The sequence below is a fragment of the Kitasatospora sp. NPDC092286 genome, from assembly GCF_044755565.1.
Lineage (GTDB): Bacteria > Actinomycetota > Actinomycetes > Streptomycetales > Streptomycetaceae > Kitasatospora.
This window is the reverse complement of the sequence record NZ_JBIVRD010000009.1, coordinates 4,854-20,406: the sequence shown is the minus strand read 5'-3', so window position 1 is coordinate 20,406 and position 15,553 is coordinate 4,854. Positions and strand designations below refer to the sequence as shown.

At 71.0% G+C, this 15,553-nt stretch carries 18 protein-coding genes; 14 read left to right on the top strand and 4 right to left on the bottom strand.

Annotated features, from left to right (window positions below):
- Positions 1-135: 135 nt before the first annotated feature.
- The 11 genes from ACIQIB_RS11015 (at position 136) to ACIQIB_RS10965 (ending at position 7,044) form a co-directional block, all read left to right on the top strand.
- Positions 136-999, top strand: coding sequence for a hypothetical protein (locus tag ACIQIB_RS11015; protein ID WP_400757583.1), 864 nt, complete (start codon positions 136-138; stop codon positions 997-999).
- 30 nt (positions 1,000-1,029) lie between these two features.
- A complete protein-coding gene (locus tag ACIQIB_RS11010) occupies positions 1,030-1,242 on the top strand; it encodes a hypothetical protein (RefSeq protein WP_400757582.1) in 213 nt (70 codons plus the stop codon).
- Between the two features lie 74 nt (positions 1,243-1,316).
- Positions 1,317-2,189, top strand: coding sequence for a hypothetical protein (locus tag ACIQIB_RS11005; protein WP_400757581.1), 873 nt, complete (start codon positions 1,317-1,319; stop codon positions 2,187-2,189).
- Between the two features lie 35 nt (positions 2,190-2,224).
- Positions 2,225-2,539: a hypothetical protein gene (locus ACIQIB_RS11000; RefSeq protein WP_400757580.1), complete on the top strand. Its 315-nt coding sequence runs from the start codon at positions 2,225-2,227 to the stop codon at positions 2,537-2,539.
- Positions 2,540-2,543: 4 nt separating this feature from the next.
- Positions 2,544-2,960 carry a hypothetical protein gene (locus tag ACIQIB_RS10995; protein WP_400757579.1) on the top strand — a complete coding sequence of 139 codons (417 nt, stop codon included), beginning with the start codon at positions 2,544-2,546 and terminating at the stop codon, positions 2,958-2,960.
- 59 nt (positions 2,961-3,019) lie between these two features.
- Positions 3,020-3,571, top strand: coding sequence for a hypothetical protein (locus tag ACIQIB_RS10990; RefSeq protein WP_400757578.1), 552 nt, complete (start codon positions 3,020-3,022; stop codon positions 3,569-3,571).
- Entirely contained in the window at positions 3,568-4,113 is a 546-nt protein-coding gene (locus tag ACIQIB_RS10985) for a hypothetical protein (RefSeq protein ID WP_400757577.1), read from the top strand. Before ACIQIB_RS10990 ends, ACIQIB_RS10985 begins: the two co-directional genes overlap by 4 nt.
- Positions 4,114-4,362: 249 nt before the next feature.
- On the top strand, positions 4,363-5,838 hold the full coding sequence (locus ACIQIB_RS10980; RefSeq protein WP_400757576.1) for a DUF3560 domain-containing protein: 1,476 nt from the start codon (positions 4,363-4,365) through the stop codon (positions 5,836-5,838).
- Complete coding sequence (locus ACIQIB_RS10975; protein ID WP_400757575.1) at positions 5,795-6,133, top strand: hypothetical protein; 339 nt, start codon at positions 5,795-5,797, stop codon at positions 6,131-6,133. The genes ACIQIB_RS10980 and ACIQIB_RS10975 overlap by 44 nt, the downstream gene beginning before the upstream one ends.
- On the top strand, positions 6,130-6,576 hold the full coding sequence (locus tag ACIQIB_RS10970) for a hypothetical protein (RefSeq protein WP_400757574.1): 447 nt from the start codon (positions 6,130-6,132) through the stop codon (positions 6,574-6,576). The genes ACIQIB_RS10975 and ACIQIB_RS10970 overlap by 4 nt, the downstream gene beginning before the upstream one ends.
- A gap of 18 nt (positions 6,577-6,594) precedes the next feature.
- Entirely contained in the window at positions 6,595-7,044 is a 450-nt protein-coding gene (locus tag ACIQIB_RS10965) for a hypothetical protein (RefSeq protein WP_400757573.1), read from the top strand.
- Positions 7,045-7,299: 255 nt separating this feature from the next.
- Here the strand turns inward: ACIQIB_RS10965 and ACIQIB_RS10960 are convergent, their stop codons facing one another.
- Entirely contained in the window at positions 7,300-7,857 is a 558-nt protein-coding gene (locus ACIQIB_RS10960) for a hypothetical protein (RefSeq protein WP_400757572.1), read from the bottom strand.
- A 981-nt stretch (positions 7,858-8,838) separates the two neighbouring features.
- On the opposite strand from ACIQIB_RS10960, the gene ACIQIB_RS10955 reads away from it, so the two are divergent.
- A complete protein-coding gene (locus ACIQIB_RS10955; RefSeq protein WP_400757571.1) occupies positions 8,839-9,753 on the top strand; it encodes a 1-aminocyclopropane-1-carboxylate deaminase/D-cysteine desulfhydrase in 915 nt (304 codons plus the stop codon).
- Between the two features lie 43 nt (positions 9,754-9,796).
- On the opposite strand, the gene ACIQIB_RS10950 is transcribed toward ACIQIB_RS10955, so the two are convergent.
- Both ACIQIB_RS10950 and ACIQIB_RS10945 read right to left on the bottom strand, forming a co-directional pair.
- Positions 9,797-11,314: an LCP family protein gene (locus tag ACIQIB_RS10950; RefSeq protein ID WP_400757570.1), complete on the bottom strand. Its 1,518-nt coding sequence runs from the start codon at positions 11,312-11,314 to the stop codon at positions 9,797-9,799.
- Between the two features lie 170 nt (positions 11,315-11,484).
- Positions 11,485-11,949, bottom strand: coding sequence for a MarR family transcriptional regulator (locus ACIQIB_RS10945; RefSeq protein WP_363607159.1), 465 nt, complete (start codon positions 11,947-11,949; stop codon positions 11,485-11,487).
- A gap of 127 nt (positions 11,950-12,076) precedes the next feature.
- Between ACIQIB_RS10945 and ACIQIB_RS10940 the strand changes: the two genes are divergently transcribed.
- Positions 12,077-13,102: an NADP-dependent oxidoreductase gene (locus tag ACIQIB_RS10940; protein WP_400757569.1), complete on the top strand. Its 1,026-nt coding sequence runs from the start codon at positions 12,077-12,079 to the stop codon at positions 13,100-13,102.
- Positions 13,103-13,450: 348 nt separating this feature from the next.
- On the top strand, positions 13,451-13,945 hold the full coding sequence (locus ACIQIB_RS10935; protein ID WP_363607157.1) for a DUF3145 domain-containing protein: 495 nt from the start codon (positions 13,451-13,453) through the stop codon (positions 13,943-13,945).
- Positions 13,946-14,077: 132 nt separating this feature from the next.
- Here the strand turns inward: ACIQIB_RS10935 and fabF are convergent, their stop codons facing one another.
- The gene (gene fabF / locus ACIQIB_RS10930; RefSeq protein ID WP_363607156.1) at positions 14,078-15,343 is read right to left on the bottom strand and encodes a beta-ketoacyl-ACP synthase II; all 1,266 of its coding nucleotides are present in this window, start codon (positions 15,341-15,343) and stop codon (positions 14,078-14,080) included.
- Positions 15,344-15,553: the final 210 nt, after the last annotated feature.

Genomic DNA, 15,553 nt, shown 5'->3' with positions numbered 1-15,553 from the left:
TATAGAATCTAAACATAAGCCAAGGGAGAGGGCGGGTGAAGGTCGAACCCGCTCCCTTCTGGCCCAAATGAGTATTGAATCTAATCAAAGTGGGGTGGGTCGGTGATAGGTCGACCCACCCCGGAGGAGCCAGCCGTGATCGTCACCGCCACCACCCTCGCTATCGCCTTCGACGACCTCGCCAACATGCTCGACGGCTACCGCCCCGCCCCGCAGCCCGGCGACGACCTGACCGTCCAACGCCTCGCCAACCCCGCAGGCCGCACCATCAGCGCCCGGGCCCGCACCGAAGGAACGACCCTCCAGCTCTGGATCACCGCCCCCCGCACCCCAGCCGCGGAGCCGAGCCCCGACCGGCCGCGCCCGCTCCGCCCCGGCCGCAACTACCACACGGTCCTGAACCTCCTCGACCTCGACGGCGACCCCGCCCAGACCATCCACGGCGTCCTCACCCACGACCTCCTCCCCGTCTTCGACGCCAAGCCCTACTACGTCGGCCACCGCCCCTGGGACGCCGCTGCAACCGCCGCCCGCCGCCCCAACTGGCAGACGACCGGCGACACCGACGACGAGGCCGAGGCCAACGCCGCACAGCCGACCCAGGCGGCACCGTCAGAGCCGACCGACCCCGCCAAGACAAACACCGACCCGGCCCAGCCGTCCACCGCCGAGATCACCCAACCCGCCCGCACACCGGAGCCGACCCCGGCCGCGAAGAAAGCCACCCCCGCCAGGAAGACCCCCGCCAAGAAGGCCGCCCCCGCCAAGAAGGCCACGCCGACGAAGACGGCCTTCGCGAAGAAGCCCCCGGCCGCGAAGAAGGCCACCCCCGCCAAGAAGGCCACCGCCCCGAAGCCGGACCCGGTGCCCCCGAAGAAGGCCACGGCCGTGAAGAAGCCCGGCCCGGCCCGGCCATCGACCCGCGCCGCCAAGACGGACACCCCCACGACCGGCACCCGCCCCCGCAAGTCCACCGCCAAGACCACCAGCCCGAGCTGACCGCCAGCCGACCTGCCGAAGGAGCCGACCGTGGGCCGCCTACTGGCCGACGCCAACCCCGACTACCGCCGCAAGTGCCGCTACACCCAACGCGGCTGCACCTGCTACCGCTACGCCGGCACCAGCACCGCCGCGAAGAAGCTCCGACGCCGAGCACAGCGACACACCGAGGCCCGGCAAGTCGCCCGCGACACACAGCACCTGGCCACCACCTCGCGTGGCCGCCGAACCTCCACCCCCTGAACCACCAGGCCCTCCCGCAACCCCGGGGGCGCACCCCGCGCCCCCGGAACCCGGACCGCCAGAAGGGACATCCCGTGATCGACACCACCGTGGGCCAACTCGCCAGCCTCGCCCTCCATCGCAGAAGGATCACCACCAGCAACGGCGGCCGAGCCCCCTACCTCGTAGTCGCACTGCCCGGCGGCACCGAGATACGGATCTCCGACGACCGCGCCGACATCACCATCACCCCGGACCAGCTCACCGGCCTCACCGCGACCCACCACCTCCGCGACCCCGAAACCAACCCCGGCCACGCCGTCACCATCCACCAACGCGCCCTCGGCGACACCAGCCCGGCCAACGCCATCGAAGCCCTCGCCCACGACGTGTCCACCTACATCACCCGGTGGAACTCCACCCCGGCGGCCCGCCACCCCGAGCGCCCCATCAACGAGTTCGGCGTCATGGACCTCCCCAGCCGCTGGCTGCGCCCCGGCGACATCATCGTGCACATCGCCACCGGCCACGAATCCGTCGTCACCCACATCCACCACCTCGGGCGCAGCGAGTACCGCCGCACCGCCCGGACCGTCACCCCGCCCACCCGCGGCGGCATGAAGGCCCTCCCCGACACCTGGTGGCAGTTCCCCACCACCCTTCGCCCCACCGGCAACACCCCCGTCACCGTCTACGCACACCGCCACATCGACCCCAACAGCCTCCCGCCGATCCCGTACCCGCCCGTGCCGGCACACCTCGCAGACGGGGACCACATCGTCCACGACGGCGAGATATGGGAGCGCACCGGCGGCTTCTGGTTCAACCAGAACCGCCGCCGCAACACCCCGCCCGTCACCGACGAGTTCGCCCGGCGCTGGTTCACCGAGCACGCGTCGCTCCGCAAGGGCATCCCGGTCCACCAGCCCGCCCACCCGGCCACCACCGTCCGGGCGGTGACCGCGTGAACGACATCGACCGCCTCCTCCGAGACGGAACGCCGATGGCAGGCCACGCCCTCCACCAGGGGCTCCACGCCAACGCCATCCCCGTCGAACTGCTGGGCACCGCCGGAGGCTGCTGGGTCCTGGTCCTCTACCTCGACACGGGCGAGGTGCGGATCAGCGACATCGACTCGCACACCACCGAGCCCATCGCCGACCACCCGGGCTGGATCGCGAACTTCTACCGGGACGACGACGAGGAACGCGTACGCCCCGTCCCGATCTACGAATCCCCCGGACTCCCGCACGCCGCCGACACCGAAGCCTGCGTCCGAGCCGTCCGCGACTGGCTCCACAACCACCCCAAGGACTGACCCGATGCCGCTCAACCTGACGACCCGCCGTAACGCCCAGTCCGCCACGACGGCCATGGACCGCCTCGACGACCTCGAACTCGCCGCCCTCCAGCCCTACCCCGGCTCCGACGTGCTCTGGCCCTTGCGCTGCGGCCGGACCGGATGCGACTGGACCGGAGCCCTCTTCTACTCCCACCTTCGCGCCAGCCGCGGCCACAACCGCCGCCACGTCGGCTGCACCGGAACCCCCGACACCTACCGCGTCCACCGCCCCGACTCCGAGATCACCCACAGGCTCGCCGAAGCCTTCCCCGGCATCGACTTCACGCTCACCACCGGACCCGACGGCCGCACCATCACCTGGACCGGCGGCCCCGAACCCCTCCACGTCACCGCCCGTATCGGCACCCACCAGGGCACCTGCAACCGCCTCCCGTAGCCGGCACCCACCCGGCCGGGCGGCACTGGCTGCCCGGCCCCAACCCCTGGACCCCACCCGTGGAGATCGACCTCACCGACCTGCCCCTCGACCTCGTCCCCGTGATCACCGCCCGCACCCGCCGCGAACTCGAACAAGCCGCCCCCTCCCTCCCCGAAGCCCACGCCCGAGACGCCACCCGCATCACCCACCGCCCGTTCGGCAACGGCTGGGCCTACGTCCGCTGGACCAACCTCCACCACAACGGCACCACCATCCACAACGCCCGCCACATCCTCACCAGCGACCCCGAACACCGCTGGTGGTCCATCCCCGTCCACCCCCGCTCCCCGTACTACCTGTTCAACCCCGCCAACGGACACCCCGTCGACGGCTCCGCCCGCCCCTACCCCCACCCCGTCACCCCCGACGACACCGACCCCCTCGGCCTGTGCCCCCACTGCGGATCACGCGGCCGGCACCCCGTCCGCTGCACCCCCGACGACCCCGACCGCCACCACGAACACCACCGCCACCCCCACGGCCGCCCCTGGAAGTACGCCCCCTGCCCCGCCGCCTGCCAGCCCATCACCGACACCCGCCGCCTCTTCACCCCGGAGCGCCAACCGTGACCCGCCACACCTACACCGGCCCCACCGACTACCCCACCGAAGACGGCTGGTTCCCCGGACCCCATGTCACCGATGCCCCGATCCTCACCGTCACCCCCATCACCTTCGAGGCCCCCACCCAGCCCGTCGTCCGCCTCACCGTCGCCAACCCCCGCCCGACCGGCCCCCGCGAGCTGACCACCGCCCAGTGGGGAACCCCCACCACCTGGCAGCCCCACCGCCACCCCGACCACGACCGCGCCACCGACATCGTGACCGCCCTCACCACCGCCGGCATACCCGCCCACCTCCACCACGCCCCGGACGGCCAACCCGGCGCGCTGCTCCACATCCGCTACCGGCGCGACCGCCATGCCCAGCTCGTCATCACCGCCACCAGCCCCCTCACCTGGACCGTCCACCGCCCCACCAACACCCGACCCACCGCCCACCCCTGGCCCGACACCAAGCCCGCCGACGTACCCGCCCGCGTCCGGCAGCTCTGCCTCCTCCTCAACGCCCGAATACTCCGAACAAGCCCCACCGATGCTGTACCTCGCTAACCCGTCCACCCCTGAGATCCGCCACGCCATGACGGTCGGCGGCCTCGGCTGCATCACCACCCTGCGGCAGGGCAACGGCTGGGCTTTCGTTCGCTGGCCCCCGCTGGTGCTCCCGCCCCGACCGCCCCCCTTCCTCTCACTACCTCTTCAACCCCAACAACGGCCGCCCCGTCGCCAGCTCCGGCTGTCCTTTCCCAACCCTCTGCCCTCCAGGCGGCCGAAAGCCTCTCATCGGAAAGAAGCAGTTCAATGACCATCCAGATCACCCACACCCGCCGGGACGGCACCCTGGTTGACGGCACCAGCCGGGGCGACGGATCGGCCGAGATCCTCAAGCTCCGCGAGTACGGCCGCACCCAGCGCCAGCCCTTCCGCTGGAGCCGCAACCTCGACTGCTGGTACCTCCCGCACAGCCGCGACCACGCCGCCTACACCCCCAACCTCGAACTCCTTGCCCAGCGACTGCGGGACGCCGGCTTCGACGTGAACCTCACCGTCGACAACGCCGACCGCCGCAGCTTCGCCGAGGCCGAGCAGGACCGCGAGGAACGCGCCGCCGCCCGAGCCGACCGCTTCGCCGGGTACGCCGACAACGCCGCCCACAACTCCCAGGCCGCGTGGAAGTCCGCCCACCAGATATCGGAGCGGTTCGAGTTCGGCCAGCCCATCCTCGTCGGCCACCACTCCGAAGGCCGTGCCCGCCGCGACCGCGAGCGCATGGACACCTCGATGCGCAAGAGCATCAAGGAAGGCGACCGCGCCCAGCACTGGGCCGACCGGCAGAAGGCCGCCGCCAACTACGAGCGGTTCCGCAAGGACCCCGGCACCACCCTCCGGCGCCTGGACAAGCTGCGGGCTGACCTGCGGGCAGTGGAGAAGTGGCAGCGCGGCGAGTCCGCCAAAGGGTTCTCCCGCAACCCCTCCGACCCGGAGCTGACCATCGAGCACGAGGAGCTGACCGAGGAGATCGAGCTCTGGGAGCAGGTCATCAAGGACGCCGAGGCCAAGGGCTTCAAGGTGTGGACGAAGGCCGACTTCAAGCGCGGTGACTTCGCGCTCCACCGAGGTACCTGGTACGAGGTCCTGCGCGTCAACCCGAAGTCGCTCACCATCCGGCACATCTTCAACGGCACCGGCAAGACCATCGTCCGCGCCACCGACGACAGTTACGACGGCTGGACCTCCACCGCCACCTACGACTCCATCTCCGGCCGAAAGAGCGCCGACGAGATGCAGCAACAGCCCCAGGCGGAGGCCGCCGAACACCAGGATCAGGCCGAGCAGTCCCCGCCGACCGTGGAGCCGACACCGACGGCGGAGACGTGCCCCATGTGCCACTCCAGCCGGTGGCTAGCGGACGTACGCCACTGTGCTCACTGTCACCACGCCCCCGACGGGCAGCCGAACCACACGGCGGCTCCCGCCGCAGGCGTGGACCAGGAGGAGAGCACCGCGCTGGTGCTCATCGCCTCGAAGCACTCCTCACGCCGCCGCAAGCGGGCTCTGTGGGCGATGACCCGCCGCGAAGCCCAGGCCGTGTGCGGCGACCCCCGCACCTCCGGCCACTCCTACATGCTCACCTGGACCGAGCGGCCCGGCACCGAAGGCACCGACTGGGAATGGGTACCGGACAACGGGAGCCTTGACCAGGTTCTCGAAGACCTGGGCATCACGCCGTGCCGTGAATGGACTGCCACCACACAGTTCCCGGGCGTCGCTGCATAGCGACCGTCCGCCCCGGCCGCAGAGCGCGCCGGGGCGGGCCCTCTCTCCCCAACGCCTGGAAGACCGGCCCCTCGCCGAACACCTCGCCTCCCAAGCCCACCAGCTCGGCAAGCCGATCCACATAGGCCGCGTCAACTCCCGCCGACGCCTCGGCATCGCCGACTGGTTCGGCTGCGCCTCGGCGGACGGCACCTACCTCACCTACGGCCCCGACCAGAACCTTCCCCGACTCCTGCGCTGGCTCGGCGACCTCGACCACCAGCCCACCCTGCTCACCCCCGAGAGGACCCCATGATCACCATCCGCAGCCGCCACCGCGGCACCGTCCGCATCACCCGCTACCCGGGCGTCACCCACTACAAGCTCGGCGGCCACCACGACACCACCACCTGCGCCGACTGCGGCACCACCACCCGCAGCGCCTTCCGCCCGTGGGAGCGAACCGACCGGCTCTGCCCGCCCTGCACCGGCCGATACCTCCACCAGAACGTCGGCACCGCCACCCCGACCCAGCCCGGCCGGACCCTCCAGCGCGGCGAACGCCTCCGTAGCCCCCACTGCTTCTGGACCGTCATCGCCGTCCGCCGTGTCGAACTCCCGATCTGCGGGCCCGGCAGCCAGTACACCGCCTACGTCCTCCGTTGCGACGACGGCAACTACCAGCTGTGGCGCGGCGCGCTCCTCGCCGCCGCCGACTTCCACCTCCTCCCGCCCACCCAGCAGCTCAGCCTGACCTGAACCGACAAGGACCACCCCGTGACCATCACCCCGTGGCGCACCGCCAACACCCCGGGCCCCTGCGCCGAGCAGTGCACCGGTTTCCCGCACTGGCCGGATGATCCGCTGTTCGCCGTCTTCCGCGACGGCCACCGCCTGGTGATGGAGCAGTCCGGCCCCGGCCTGTTTACCGGGACATGCGTCTGCGACGACCTCCAGACCGCACCCTGGAGCGCCTCGGCCGTGCACGAGGCGTACGACCAGCACCTGGCCGTCGTCCAGCACGAGCTGCGCCACCCCGGCGCCCCCGGCCTCGAAGGTTGGGGAACCGACGAGATCCACGCCACTCTCAGCGAAGCCGCAGCCAGCCTTCCGGTCGACCACCCGGTGCACGTCCTGTGGACCGTCCTCGACACCGTGCTGACCGCAGGCGGGAAGGAGTGCCTGCCTGGACCCTGGGACCACCCCGACGACGACGCCTCGCGCTGACCCCCGCCCGCCGGGCGGTTTCCAGCGATCGTCGCAACACAAGATCGGTTTGTTGACGTCCCGTGACAGTAACAGGCGGCCCCCACTTCGTTGTTCGAAGTGGGGGCCGCCGTCGTCGGTGGTACTGGTTGGAGCAATCAGTCAGCCAGCTCAAGGCCGTGCTGGGCTGGTTCGGAGCACGCCAGGACGGTGGAAGGCTGCCTCGACCTGAGACGGCCACACATGCCGCCCCGGCTCACATGATCAGCCGGACAGCTACTTGTACACGCCGAGGATGAGGCCGCCGACAGTGATCTCCGGAACCTGCTGGCTCTTGAGGAAGCGGCCGGCACTGACGGCCACCGCGCGGCTGTCGACCACGCCGGACGCACCCTTGCCTTCCCGAAGGGCAGCGCCCAAAGTCGTGCTGCCGGTGTAGGAATCGCGGTTGGTGACGGCCAGGACGAGACGCTTCAGCTCGTCCTCGCCCAGCTGGTCGTTGCCGTCGGTGTTCGCGATGTGGAACAGGGCTCCCGCGATGCCGCTGACCGCCATATCGGTGAAAGCGGGGCTGCCGACCGCCTCGCCCAGGGCCTTGACGAACTGTTCCTTGGTCATGCGGTCGCCGCCACCGCCGTGGTGCTGCAGCTGAGTCCAGAAGCCCTGGTACGCCTGCTCCAGCTGCGTCACCTTGTCGTTGTCCGCCTCAAGGCTGTACGCCTTCGTGACGCGCTCGACCAGGCGTTGGTAGTCGGCCCACTCCACGGTTCCGTTGCTGTCCGTGTCGATGGCGTCGAAGACCTTGCCGTACCGCGTTTCCAACTGACCTGCCATCAGACCGTCCTTTCGCTACAGGGGCGGAACAGGCCACCCGACGCAAGATCTATCCGCCCTCATACCGGCAGGCAACGACCGCCCAGCGGGAGAGCCGCGCGCCCACCCGTCCGAGTGACACGACGCCGCACATCAGTCCGGTTGTCACCCCGGCATTCGCCCGACTTCGAGCCACACACTCTTGGCCGGCATGCATGCCAGCCTCAGAGATCAACGGAAGCGGTGATCCAGTGGATCAACGCGCCGCACTAGCTCCTGCCTGCCCGAACGGACCCTGCGCCTGATCCTCGGAGCCCTGGCCACCGGACTCGGGCTCCTGTGCGCCGTACAGGGCGTGATGTGAACCTCGGACAGGTCGTGCTGCTACGTTGATCGACACGACCCGGAGGGCGCCAACTACCTGGACGACGAGGACGGCGACGAGGAGTGAGGGTGCGGTCTGGCCGGCGGAGGCGTCGAGCTTCGGTTGGGGAGTCTCTTGTCGGCTGTTTCGAGGCAGCGCATCGCCGCAGGCCAGCGTCGGCAGCCTCGGAGGAACCCGCAGGGCCTCGGTTTTAGCGGACATTCAGCGGACGTGGCGTTGGTGAAAGGCCGTGAAAGCTAGTGAACGCCAACGAAGGGTGAGAGCCGGAAACGGCCTCTGACCTGGGGATACGGGGAAAGACAGAGCAAGGCAGTGAAGACCAGGTGAGTTCTTCGGAGGACTCATAATCCCTTGGTCGTGGGTTCGAGTCCCACCCGCCCCACTATCAGATGTAACAGATCATCTGACAAATGGTGTGGCTGACCTGCAGAAACATGCCACTCTCTGGATCTGACTGTAGAGCAGGACGGCTCGTTCCGGGGCCCGCCACGCCGAGATTCACCCGGATGGGAACGCCATGGGAACGGGCGGGGGCAGGAACGCCGACGCCCCCCCCGGCGGGGAACTCCTTTCGCAGCGCCGCCCGCCGTTCGCGCGCCCTTCCGTATCCTGGCCCGATGCTCGAACCCGCGCTGCTGCCGACCCCGCTGGTGGACTGTACCGACGAGGCGCTGGCGCGGGCCGGGGTGGAGCTGCGGCTCAAGCGGGACGACCTGCTGCACCCCACGGTGCCGGGCAACAAGTGGCGCAAGCTCGGGCCGAACCTGGCGGCGGCGGTCGAGCAGGGGCACACCCGGCTGCTGACCTTCGGCGGGGCCTACTCCACCCATCTGCGCGCGGTCGCGGTGGCCGCGGCGGCGCTGGGCCTGGAGAGCGTCGGACTGGTCCGGGGCGAGGAACTGGCCGGGGCGCCGCGCAACTGGTCGCTGCGGGCGGCCGAGGCGGCCGGCATGGAGCTGTCCTTCCTCTCCCGGGCCGTGTACCGGGAGACGGCGGGCCGCTGCGGGACGGACCCGGCGGTCGAGGCGGAGCTGCGGCGGCGGTGGGGCCCCTGCCTGGTGCTGCCGGAGGGCGGCTCGAACCCGCTGGCCGCGATCGGTGCGGCGGCCGTCCCCGCCGAGCTGCCCGGTCTCGGTGCGCGGGACGTGGTCTGCTGCCCGGTGGGGACCGGTGGCACCCTCGCCGGGATCGCGGCCGGCCTGCCGGCGGGCGCCCGGGCGCTGGGCGTGGCGGTGCTGCGCGGTGGCGCCGGCTATCTGGAGGGCGAGGTCGCCCGGCTGCACCGGGCCGCGTACGGACGCGAGTTCGGCAACTGGTGGATCGACCACGGCCACCACGGCGGCGGCTACGGCCGGGTGCCGGCCGCGCTGGAGGCCTTCGCCGACGGCTTCGAGCGGCGCCACGGCATCGCCCTGGAACGCCGCTACGTCGCCAAGCTCCTGGCCGCCCTGTACGACCTCGCCGCCGCCGGCGCCTTCCCGGCGGGTACCCGGCTGACCGCCGTGATCACCGGCCTGCCGGACCCGCGGTAGCCGCGCCCGGTCCCGCCCGGGCTCCCGCGCCGGTCCCGCGGCCTCAGCCGAAGGTCAGGTCGGCGCAGGGGTCGGTGTCGGCGCTGCGCGAGTTCTCGGCGATGCCGCTGGGGACACCGCCCGGCGTACCGCCCGGTGCGGAGGCGGCGGGAGTCGCGCCACCCGGGGCACCGTCGGGGGCACCGGCGGCGGCCGTCGGGTGGTAGTCGCGGCCCAGGGTCACGGTGATCCCCCCGGAGCCCGGCTCCTCGACCAGCCGCGCCTGCGGGAAGAGCGGCGTCAGCTGCTCGGCGGCGGCCTTCAGCGCGGGGTCGTACGCGATCTCGGTGTTCAGCCGGCCGCCCTTGGGGGCGTCCAGGGTGACGTTCTGGAAGCCCTTGGCGCGGATCGCCTCGGCGCCCTTCCCGGCCAGCCCGGGAGTGCCGACACCGTTGACCACCAGGACCGGTACGGCCGCCTGCTCGGGCGCCAGCGGGGTGGGCGTGGCGGTGGCCGCGGCGGAGGCGGACGGGGACGCGGAGGCGGTCGGGGCGCCGTTCACCTGGCCGGTGCTCTGCCCGTCCAGCGTGCGGTCCTCGCGCAGCAGCCGCCAGAGCGTGTCCACATCGGGGTGGACCAGGGCGACCCGGTCGCCGGCGAAGCGCCAGGGGGTGGTGACGAAGGTGATGTCGGCGAGCTTGATGTTCTGCAGCGACTGGGCGAAGTCCACCAGCTTCATCGCGGTGCCCAGGCTCTCGTCCACGGTGAGCGAGCGGGTGGCCGCGTCGGCCAGCGGGAGCAGGGTCGGCAGGGAGAAGCCGAGGCCCTGGATCTTCTTGATCATCGAGGAGAGGAAGGCCTGCTGGCGCTTCATCCGCCCGATGTCGGAGTTGTCGCCGAAGCCGTACCGGGCCCGCAGGTAGTCCACCGCGGGCTGCCCGGAGATCTTCTGCATGCCCTTCTTGAGCTTGATGTTGTGCGAGTTCACGTCGTTGGGGACGCAGACGTCCACACCGTTGATCGCCTCCGTCATCGCGGCGACGCCCTTGAAGTCGACCACGATGGTGTGGTCGATCCGCAGGCCGGTCAGCGCCTCGACGGTGTTCTGCGTACAGGCCGGGTTCCCCTGGGGGAACTCGCCTATGGTGAACGCCGAGTTGAACATCTGGTTCGTCTTCGGCTCCGTCCACCTGCCGCTCTGCAGCTTGCAGGACGGGATGGTCACCAGGGTGTCCCGGGGTATGGAGACGCCGACGGCGTGCTTGTGGTCGGCGTATATGTGCAGCAGGATCGCGGTGTCGGAGTGGCCGACGCCCTCCTCGCCGCCGCCGAGGTCGGCGTTGCCGTCGTCCCGGGTGTCCGAGCCGAGCAGCAGGATGTTGACCGGCACCGAGGCGCCCGGTGTGACCGGGACGGGGGCCGGCGGCCGCTCGGTGGCGACGCCGCCCGCGTCGAAGGTGCTGATGTTGCTGTCCAGCCGGTGGTAGAACCAGGCACCGGCGCCCGCCACGGACAGCACCAGTACGGCCGCGAGGCCCACGGCGGTCCGTACGATGCGCCGCCTTCGCGGGCTGCTGCTCATCGGTTCCGGCCCCCGTCTTCCGTCTTCTCGTCTCGGCTTCCCGCGCCGCCTGCCGCCCTCCGGGCAGACCGGTGCCAAAGTCTCGAACATTAGACGTTTCGGCGAAGTGTTCGGTTACATCCGACAGGCGGCCAATTCGGCCGGATCCGCCGTAGGGGCTGTGATGCTTCTCACGCCCCCGGGCCGGAGGCCCCCGCGAGCATCCGGCGGAGCAGGTCGCGCAGGACGGTCCGCTCGTCCGCACCGAGGGCGGCGAGCGGTTCGCGGGCGAAGTTCAGCGACTCGCGCAGTTCCTCGGAGGCGGCCGCGCCGGTGTCGGTGGCGGCGACCAGCTTGACCCGGCGGTCCTGCCGGTCGGCCTCCCGGGTCACGAAGCCGCGCGACTCCAGGCGGTCGACGATGCCGGTGATGTTGGACGGCTCGCAGCTGAGCGTCTGCGCGATGTGGCGCATCGGCATCGGACCGCGCCGCAGCAGGGCGAGGACCTTGGCCTGCGCGCCGGTGAGCGAGCGGGCGGCGGCGGCCTCCTCGTACTCGCGGTGGAAGAGCGCGACCAGATTGGCCATCAGGTCGACGACCTCACGGGTGATCTCGTCGGGCTGCGGCATGGCGGTCCCGGCCTGCTGGGTGTCCATGGGGGACAGTCTACCGGAACAGTTGACAACATGAACCTTTCATGTCCATCGTTACTTCAGTCGCTCAACCTTTCAGGTCGAGCGGTAATCGCCCGGGGATCACCCGGAACCTCAAGGAGCACACCTGATGGCAGAGCAGGCAGCGCCCGCCACCGCCCGTGAATGGCACCTCACCGCCCGCCCGGAGGGCTGGCCGGTCCCGACGGACTTCGCGCTGGTCGAGGTGCCGGTCCGGGCCCCCGGCCCGGGCGAGATCCTGGTCCGTAACGCCTATCTCTCGGTCGACCCCTACATGCGCGGCCGGATGTCGTCGCGCAAGTCGTACGCGGAACCGTACGAACTGGACAAGCCGATGCTGGGTGGCGCGGTCGGCCAGGTCGTCGCCTCGCGGGCGGAGGGTTTCGCCGAGGGTGACCATGTCCTGCACTCTTTCGGTTGGCGCGAGTACGCGACGTTCGAGGCCGGGGCGTCGGTCAAGGTGGACCCGAACGCCGCGCCGCTCTCCACCTACCTGGGTGTGCTGGGCATGCCGGGTCTGACCGCCTACGCGGGTCTGACGCGGATTGCGGAGATCAAGGCCGGCGACGCGGTGTTCGTGTCCGGCGCCGCCGGCGCCGTGGGTGGCATCGTCGGCCAGATCGCCAGGCTGAAGGGTGCGGCGCGGGTGATCGGCTCCGCCGGCTCGGACGAGAAGGTCAAGCTCCTCGTGGAGGAGTACGGATTCGATGCCGCGTTCAACTACAAGAACGGTCCGGTCGCCGAGCAGCTTCAGGCGGCGGCTCCCGACGGCATCGACGTGTACTTCGACAATGTGGGCGGCGAGCACCTCGAAGCGGCGATCGACTCGATCAACCTGCACGGGCGCATCGCGGTGTGCGGCATGATCTCGCAGTACAACGCCACTGAGCCGACCCCGGCCCCCCGCAACCTCGCGCAGATCATCGCCAAGCGCTTCCGCATGGAGGGGTTGCTCGTGGGTGACCACTACGACCTTCAGCCGAAGTTCGTCGAGGAGGTCTCCGCGTGGGTGCGCTCGGGTGAGCTGAAGTACCGCGAGACGGTGACCCAGGGCATCGACAGTGCGGTCGACGCCTTCCTCGACCTGCTGCGCGGCGCCAACACCGGCAAGATGCTGGTCCGCCTGGACGGCTGACGCCGGATCACGACCGCGACCGCCCCGCCGCCCACCCGGGCGCGGGGCGGTTTGCGCACCGGGCGCAGAGAGTCGGGCCGCACTACCGCATTCCGGTCGGATCCGAAAGTGCGTCATCCATCGTGCAGGGCGGCGCGGTACGGTGGTCCCGCCTGGCGATGGGGCCGTTCGGGGGAGAGATCCGACCGGGGGGTGGACCTCGTTGAGGATTCGACTAGCATTGAGCGAAAGCCTGTCCGTTTTGCTCAAATTAGTGGCTTAATGTCGGCTAGCGTGGGTAACTGTGGATCAACTGCAGGCACGAGGCAGCTGGGGAAGGCGACCCTCGTCCACAGCCTGGAGGTCCCGGTGACGACACGTGGAGTCCTGTACATCCACTCCGCGCCCCGCGCGCTGTGCCCGCACGTCGAGTGGGCCGTAGCGGGGGTGCTTGGTGTGCGGGTGAGCCTGGACTGGATCCGCCAGCCGGCCTCGCCCGGACACTGGCGTGCCGAACTCTCCTGGAAGGGGGAGCCCGGCACGGCCTCGAAGCTCGCCTCCGCGCTGCGCGGCTGGCAGCTGATGCGGTACGAGGTGACCAGCGAGCCCTGCGCCACGGCGGAGGGCGAGCGGTACAGCAGCACGCCCACGCTCGGCATCTTCCACGCCGTCACGGGCATCCACGGCGACATCCTGATCCCCGAGGACAGGCTCCGCGCCGTGCTGCTCCGCGCCCGCAGCGAGGGCGCCGACCTGGAGGCCGAGATCTCCCGGCTGCTCGGCAAGCCCTGGGACGACGAGTTGGAGCCCTTCCGGTACGCCGGCGAGGGCGCCCCGGTGCGCTGGCTGCACCAGGTGGTCTGAGCGACCGGTCCGGTCGGGCCCGAGCGGACCGGCGGACGCGAAAGGGGTCCGGCGCTCGCGATGAGCGCCGGACCCCTTCGTGTGGGCCGGGCCGGACCTCCGTCACGGAAGGCCGGGCCCGCCCCGAGGGCCTCAGACGGTGCGGAAGGCCAGCACCACGTTGTGGCCGCCGAAGCCGAACGAGTTGTTCAGCGCCGCGATCCGCCCCTCGGGCAGCCGGCGGGCCTCGTCGCGCACGATGTCCGCGTCCACGTCGTCGTCCAGCTCCTCGACGTTGATGGTCGGCGGGGCGATCCGGTTGTACAGGGCCAGCACGGTGGCGACGGTCTCGATACCGCCGGCGCCGCCCAGCAGGTGACCGGTCATCGACTTGGTGGCCGAGACGGCGATGTGGTCGAGGTGCTCGCCGAGCTCCTTGCGCAGCGCCTTCAGCTCGGCCGTGTCACCTTGCGGGGTCGAGGTGGCGTGCGCGTTCACGTGCACGATCTCGGCCTTGTCCAGCTGGTTGCGGTCGAACAGGTCGGCGAGCGCGCGGGCCACGCCGGCACCGGTGGGCTCGGGCTGGGCGATGTGGTGGGCGTCCGAGGACAGGCCCTGGCCCACGGCCTCGCAGTAGATCCGGGCGCCGCGCGCCTCGGCGTGCTCGATCGACTCCAGCACGACCACGCCCGCGCCCTCGCCGAGCACGAAGCCGTCCCGGCCCTTGTCGTACGGGCGGGAGGCGCGCTGCGGCTCGTCGTTGTTCTTGGACATCGCCATCATGTTGGCGAACGCGGCGATCGGCAGCGGGTGGATCGCGGCCTCGGTACCGCCGGCCACCACGACGTCGGCGCGGCCGGAACGGATCATCTCGATCGCGTAGCCGATCGCCTCGGCGCCGGAGGCACAGGCGGAGACGGGGGTGTGCACACCCGCGCGGGCGCCGACCTCCAGACCGACGTTGGCCGCCGGGGAGTTGGGCATCAGCATCGGGACGGTGTGCGGGGAGACCTTGCGGGAGCCCTTCTCCTTCAGCACGTCGTACTGGTCGAGCAGGGTGGTGACGCCGCCGATGCCGGAGGCGATCACGGCGCCCAGACGCTCGGGGGTGAGCTTGGAGGAGTCGTCGGTGGCCGGGGTCTCGTAGCCGGCGTCGGCCCACGCCTCACGGGCGGCGATCAGCGCGAACTGCGCCGAGCGGTCCAGCCGGCGGGCCAGCGGACGGGGCAGGATCTCGCCCGGTTCGACGGCGGTGCGCGCGGCGATCCGGACGGGCAGGTCGGCAGCCCACTCCTCGGTCAGAACCGCCACTCCGGAACGCCCGGCGACCAGGTTCTCCCAGGTGGTGGCGGCGTCGCCGCCCAGCGGCGTGAAGGCGCCGATACCCGTGACTACCACGGTACGGTTTTCAGCGGTCACTGGATCTTCTTCTCTCACGTTTGTGCGGCGTTCGGCGGCGCGCCGGGGGGTGGGACCCGGCCGGGGCGCCCAACAGGGCGTCCCGGCCGGAGAGTCGGGGGGGGGGGGGGGGCCCGCCCCCCGCCCCCCCCCGCCCCGGGGAAAAAGCCCGCCGACCGCACCCCGGGGGGGGGGGGGTGTGGGTTTTTGTACACCCGCGCCCCCGGGGTG

Excerpts from the sequence above, each read along its gene's own strand:
- ACIQIB_RS10955 (WP_400757571.1), top strand. The coding sequence starts at position 8,839 with ATGCTCGAACCCGCGCTGCTGCCGACCCCGCTGGTGGACTGTACCGAC.
- ACIQIB_RS10940 (WP_400757569.1), top strand. The coding sequence starts at position 12,077 with ATGGCAGAGCAGGCAGCGCCCGCCACCGCCCGTGAATGGCACCTCACC.
- ACIQIB_RS11000 (WP_400757580.1), top strand. The coding sequence starts at position 2,225 with ATGGCAGGCCACGCCCTCCACCAGGGGCTCCACGCCAACGCCATCCCC.
- ACIQIB_RS10995 (WP_400757579.1), top strand. The coding sequence starts at position 2,544 with ATGCCGCTCAACCTGACGACCCGCCGTAACGCCCAGTCCGCCACGACG.
- ACIQIB_RS10950 (WP_400757570.1), bottom strand. The coding sequence starts at position 11,314 with ATGAGCAGCAGCCCGCGAAGGCGGCGCATCGTACGGACCGCCGTGGGC.
- ACIQIB_RS10970 (WP_400757574.1), top strand. The coding sequence starts at position 6,130 with ATGATCACCATCCGCAGCCGCCACCGCGGCACCGTCCGCATCACCCGC.
- ACIQIB_RS10980 (WP_400757576.1), top strand. The coding sequence starts at position 4,363 with ATGACCATCCAGATCACCCACACCCGCCGGGACGGCACCCTGGTTGAC.
- ACIQIB_RS10945 (WP_363607159.1), bottom strand. The coding sequence starts at position 11,949 with ATGGACACCCAGCAGGCCGGGACCGCCATGCCGCAGCCCGACGAGATC.
- ACIQIB_RS10960 (WP_400757572.1), bottom strand. The coding sequence starts at position 7,857 with ATGGCAGGTCAGTTGGAAACGCGGTACGGCAAGGTCTTCGACGCCATC.